The sequence below is a fragment of the Mesorhizobium sp. M1A.F.Ca.IN.020.06.1.1 genome (genome assembly GCF_004023265.1).
Lineage (GTDB): Bacteria > Pseudomonadota > Alphaproteobacteria > Rhizobiales > Rhizobiaceae > Mesorhizobium.
Map to the genome: position 1 here is coordinate 1 of NZ_RZSR01000490.1, position 4,399 is coordinate 4,399.

The following is a 4,399-nucleotide window of genomic DNA, read 5'->3' on the forward strand; positions in this document are numbered from 1 at the left end:
ACCTACTCCCCTACTCCCCTTTTTCCTTTAGTGCCGCTTAGGCTGCTGCCAACCCGCATCGAGCAATCCGATCCGGCCAAGCTCCCGGTTCATTGCCTTTGCGACGTCCCTGCGCTCGACGCCGATGTCGCGCAGCTGGCAATCGGAGAGATCCTCGACGGATTCGTCGGAAAGCCGAGCGGCGACCCGGGCCTGGCGCAGCCAATCGAACGCCGAACGCAGCCAAAGTGTGATGCCGGAGTCGGATTTCCGGGCGGCGTGGGACTTCAGGACGATCTCGGTCATGGCGCTATCCGTGTTCTCCGGATATCAAATCCGGTTTGATGGTTTATCGATGCAGCCATCTTGCCGGATTGAAAAACAAACGGGAAACGAGTAGTTCTTGTCCGATCATCAAGTTTTGTTTGGAGATTGGGATGGCCCGCTTGCTGCCCGGAACGCGTGCGTTGAGGACGTTCGAGGCAGCGGCGAGGCACCTCAATTTCACCCGTGCCGCGGACGAGCTTGGCCTGACGCCGGCGGCGGTCAGCCACCAGATCAAGGAAATAGAGGATCAGCTCGACCTCGTGCTGTTCACGCGCACCAGCCGCACCATGCGGCTGACCGAAGCGGGAAACGTTCTGTTCGAAGCTTCGGTCGATGCGCTTGACCTGCTTGGCCGCGCCGTTACCCGCGCGCGCAAAATGACGAGAGGCACGGCGCTGCTGAAAGTGACGCTCGACGCGCAGTTCGCAACCAAGTGGCTAATGCGGCGCGTCGACGGTTTCCGCCGGCAGAAGCCGGGCGTCGAGTTGCGCTTCGATATTACCTATGAAGTCAGGGATTTCGAGCGGGACGATGTCGATATCGGCATTCGTTTCGGCAGCGGCAAATATCCCGGGCTCTGCGCGCACCGGCTGTTCGAGAACATCATCATCCCCGTCTGCAGCCCGGCGCTGCTCGCCTCAGGCCCGCCGCTGAAGGAGCCGCGCGATCTCTTCCACCATACGCTGGCGCATATCGAATGGTCACGGCAGGGCGTCACTTGGCCGAACTGGAGCATGTGGATGCACGCGGCAGGGGTCGAAGATTTCGACGACAGCCGCACCCTTGTCTTCGGGTCCTCGGCCGACGCCGCGCAGGCGGCGCTCGACGGCAATGCGGTGGCGCTTGCCGACTTCGCCATGGTGGCCAACGACCTTTCGCAAGGGCGGCTGATCCGGCCCTTCGAACTCGGCATCAAGGTCGCGCCGGAGTTCGCCTATTTCCTGGTTTATCCGGAAGCGATGAAGGACGACGCGCGCATCGTCGCCTTCCGCGAATGGCTTCTCGACGAAGTCACGAAAGACGCAGACGCGGGTTAGCGACGCTCCGGACCGCTCTCTCTGTTTATCGGGCGCAATTCCGACGGAACCGTTTCACTTCCTGGAATTGCTCTAGCCTGCCGGCGCGGCCGGCGCGCCGAACCAACCGATCACGGCGCCGATGATGAGCAGCACGCCGAGCCAATGGCCGGCATCGATCAGCGTGAGGTCCCAGCCAAAGCCCTGATAGCGGTGGTTGACCGACAACGTGGTGGCGACGAAGCCAAACCAGAGCACAAAGCCGAAGATCACGCCGGCGAGCGGGTTGGGCTCGCCGCCGGTCATCGCGCCGACCACCAGCGTCATGACCAGCGCCATGACGAGCTCGGCGACGAAGCTGACGATGAACGGAACGGCCAAGCGCTTCATCGTCGCCGGATCGAGCTTTGCCGCCTTCAGCCAGGGCCTGCTCAGGCCCATGTACCAGGCGGCACCGAACAGCCACGCCACGACGGCTGCGGCGATCACCGCCAGCCAGTTCACCGTTGAGAAATCCATAGAATTCCCTCCCGAAAGATGAGCGATGGAATCCCTGTTCGCCGGCTGCGTCAAGCCGAAGCGGCGGAAACCCATCGCCACACGGTCGTGCGCTTGACCTCGGCATCCTCCAGCACGCGCGTCACCGGCACCTGGTAGACGGCGAGCGATCGCAGTCCGGTCTTCGGCAGATAGGCGCGCCCGGGATCGCCGACGAGGATGTCGGCGCCGCGCGCGTTGAGGCTTGTGAACCACGGCGTCAACCTCTCCGCCAAAGGCTTGTCGTAGAAGACATCGCCGGCCAAGACGACGTCCCAGCCGTCATCCGTGCCGATGGAGTCCGCATCCAGGAAATCGGCCTTCACGCCATTGGCTTCCAGGTTGAGGGCGATAACCGTCGCGCAAAAGGGATCGATATCGGCCGCGGTCAGTTCAGCCGCGCCGGCCTTCAAGGCAGCGATGGCGACCATGCCGGAGCCGGAAGCGAAGTCGAGCACGCGTTTGCCCTGCAACGTCGCCGGATGGTCGAGCACATAGCGGGCAAGGCCCTGGCCGCCGGCCCAGGCGAAAGCCCAGAAGGGCGGCGGCAGGCCGATCTCGGCCAGCTCCTCCTCGGTGCGCAGCCAGAGGTCGTGCGCCTCGTCAGCCAGGTGCAGCAGCACTTCCGGCACGTGCGGCGGCGCCATCAGCGCCGTATTGTCGAGGATGAATGTCCTTGCGTTTTTCGGAGTGAGTCTGGTCACGGTGCCGGGTCGAGGCCGGCCATGCGGCAGACTTCTTTCCACTCTGCCGGCGTCACCGGCTGCACGGAAAGCCGGCCAAGCCGCACCAGCGCCATGTCGGCCAGCTTCGGATTGGCCTTGACCTGTTCCAGCGTCACCGGCTTCGGCACGTCCTTGCAGGCGCGGATGTCGACGCATTCCCAGCGTGGATCGTCGGTGGTGGAGTCGGGGTGGACAAGCGCGCAAACCTCGGCGATGCCGACGATGTCGAGGCCTTCATTGGAATGGTAGAAAAAACCGAGATCGCCGATCTGCATGGCTTTCATGTTGTTGCGCGCGGCGTAGTTGCGCACGCCGTCCCACTGCGTGCCGGCCTTGCCCTTCGCCTTCAGCGCCTCGAAGGAAAAGACCGAAGGTTCGGACTTGAACAGCCAGTAGTTCATCTCAGTTGTTCCCTTGCCATTGTCGGTTCGCCACGATTGAAGCCTTGGCGCTCTTCCTTATCGTTTCCCCGTACTCGCGGGGAGCGGGAGCGCCAGCGACCGGTCACGCGGCGGCAGGCTTCTGGAAGACCCAGTTCCATGGACGGATTTCGACGCTTTCGAACAGGCCGGCCTTGGCATAAGGGTCGGCGGCCGCCAGGGCTTGCGCGCCGGCCATGTCGGGCGCCTCGATCATCACCAGGCTTCCGTCAGGCTTGCCGGCAGCGTCGAGGAAGGGACCTGCAAAGGCAAGTCTTCCTTCGCTGATCAGGCCTTCCAGGAACGCCGCATGCGCCGGCCTTGTGTCGGCGCGCAGCTGCAAGCTGCCGGGCTTGTCCTTGCAAATCAACGCAAACAGCATGTTTCAACTCCGAGGCTTCAGATGTCGGTTTCGGTTTTGAGCGGCCGCGTCATCAGCGCCGTCACAGCCTGGCCGATGGTCACCTTGCCATCGAGGATGGCGGCGACCGCGGCAATGATCGGCGCCTCGATGCCGCGCTCGGCGGCGATGCGGGCGGCAATGCCGGCCGTCGGCACACCCTCGGCGAGCGGCAGGCCGGTGAGCTCCTTGCCTTGGCCGAGCGCCAGGCCATAGGCGAAGTTGCGCGACTGCGCCGAGGAACAGGTGAGCAGCAGGTCGCCGAGGCCGGAGAGCCCCATCAGCGTCTCCGGCCTGGCGCCGAAGGCGGCGCCGATGCGGCGCAGCTCGACGAAGCCGCGCGTCACCATGGCGGCCTGGGCGCTGGCGCCAAGCTTGGCTCCGGTGACGGCGCCGGCAGCAATGGCGAAGACGTTCTTCAGCGCGCCGCCGATCTCGACGCCGATGAGATCGTCGCTGGAATAGCAGCGCAGGTTCTCGGCCGAGAAGCGGGCGGCGAGATCGGCCGCCAGTTCTCCGTCGCGGCCGGCCACCACCACGGCCGTCGGCAGGCCGCGCGCGACATCGCTGGCGAAGCTCGGGCCGGAAAGTGCTGCGACCGGATTGTCGGGCAGGTTTTCCTCGACGATCGAGGACAGCAGCGCGCCGGTGTCGCGCTCGATCCCCTTGGCACAGAGGACGAGCGGCACGCCGGATGGCACATGGCCGGCGGCGGCGGTCAGCACCACGCGCAGCGATTGCGCGGGCGTTACCGCCAGCACGCAATTCGCACCGTCGAGCGCAGCAGCGATATCGCTGGTGGCGACGATGCCGGGCTCGATCGCGATGCCGGGCAGATAGTGCGGGTTTTCGCCACGGTCGATCGCGGCGACGGTGTCGGGATCGCGGGCATAGAGGCGGACAAAATGGCCGGCGCGCAGCATGGCGAGCGCCAGCGCCGTGCCCCAGGCGCCGCCGCCAAGCACCGCTACGCGCCAGCCGCTGGGCGCCTTGGCC

Annotated in this window: 7 protein-coding genes; 1 reads left to right on the top strand and 6 read right to left on the bottom strand. The window is 65.2% G+C overall.

Translation table 11 applies throughout. The annotated features are described in order from the left end of the window. Positions 1-27 precede the first annotated feature (27 nt). Entirely contained in the window at positions 28-285 is a 258-nt protein-coding gene (locus EOA60_RS20485) for a hypothetical protein (protein WP_095826269.1), read from the bottom strand. Between the two features lie 131 nt (positions 286-416). On the opposite strand from EOA60_RS20485, the gene gcvA reads away from it, so the two are divergent. Next, the gene (gcvA, locus tag EOA60_RS20490; protein WP_067322978.1) at positions 417-1,343 is read left to right on the top strand and encodes a transcriptional regulator GcvA; all 927 of its coding nucleotides are present in this window, start codon (positions 417-419) and stop codon (positions 1,341-1,343) included. Between the two features lie 72 nt (positions 1,344-1,415). On the opposite strand, the gene EOA60_RS20495 is transcribed toward gcvA, so the two are convergent. The 5 genes from EOA60_RS20495 to EOA60_RS20515 all read right to left on the bottom strand — a co-directional run. Beyond that, positions 1,416-1,841 carry a DUF1761 domain-containing protein gene (locus EOA60_RS20495; protein ID WP_095826268.1) on the bottom strand — a complete coding sequence of 142 codons (426 nt, stop codon included), beginning with the start codon at positions 1,839-1,841 and terminating at the stop codon, positions 1,416-1,418. Positions 1,842-1,891: 50 nt separating this feature from the next. Continuing rightward, positions 1,892-2,563, bottom strand: a complete 672-nt coding sequence (locus EOA60_RS20500) for a methyltransferase (protein ID WP_095826267.1) — start codon at positions 2,561-2,563, stop codon at positions 1,892-1,894. Beyond that, complete coding sequence (locus tag EOA60_RS20505) at positions 2,560-2,985, bottom strand: EVE domain-containing protein (protein WP_127335692.1); 426 nt, start codon at positions 2,983-2,985, stop codon at positions 2,560-2,562. The genes EOA60_RS20500 and EOA60_RS20505 overlap by 4 nt, the downstream gene beginning before the upstream one ends. A 103-nt stretch (positions 2,986-3,088) precedes the next feature. Next, the gene (locus EOA60_RS20510; RefSeq protein WP_066998315.1) at positions 3,089-3,385 is read right to left on the bottom strand and encodes a YciI-like protein; all 297 of its coding nucleotides are present in this window, start codon (positions 3,383-3,385) and stop codon (positions 3,089-3,091) included. A 17-nt stretch (positions 3,386-3,402) separates the two neighbouring features. Next, positions 3,403-4,399: NAD(P)H-dependent glycerol-3-phosphate dehydrogenase (locus EOA60_RS20515; RefSeq protein WP_245502589.1), on the bottom strand; the 997-nt coding region annotated here is incomplete at its 5' end.

Excerpts from the sequence above, each read along its gene's own strand:
- EOA60_RS20485 (WP_095826269.1), bottom strand. The coding sequence starts at position 285 with ATGACCGAGATCGTCCTGAAGTCCCACGCCGCCCGGAAATCCGACTCC.
- gcvA (WP_067322978.1), top strand. The coding sequence starts at position 417 with ATGGCCCGCTTGCTGCCCGGAACGCGTGCGTTGAGGACGTTCGAGGCA.
- EOA60_RS20495 (WP_095826268.1), bottom strand. The coding sequence starts at position 1,841 with ATGGATTTCTCAACGGTGAACTGGCTGGCGGTGATCGCCGCAGCCGTC.
- EOA60_RS20505 (WP_127335692.1), bottom strand. The coding sequence starts at position 2,985 with ATGAACTACTGGCTGTTCAAGTCCGAACCTTCGGTCTTTTCCTTCGAG.
- EOA60_RS20510 (WP_066998315.1), bottom strand. The coding sequence starts at position 3,385 with ATGCTGTTTGCGTTGATTTGCAAGGACAAGCCCGGCAGCTTGCAGCTG.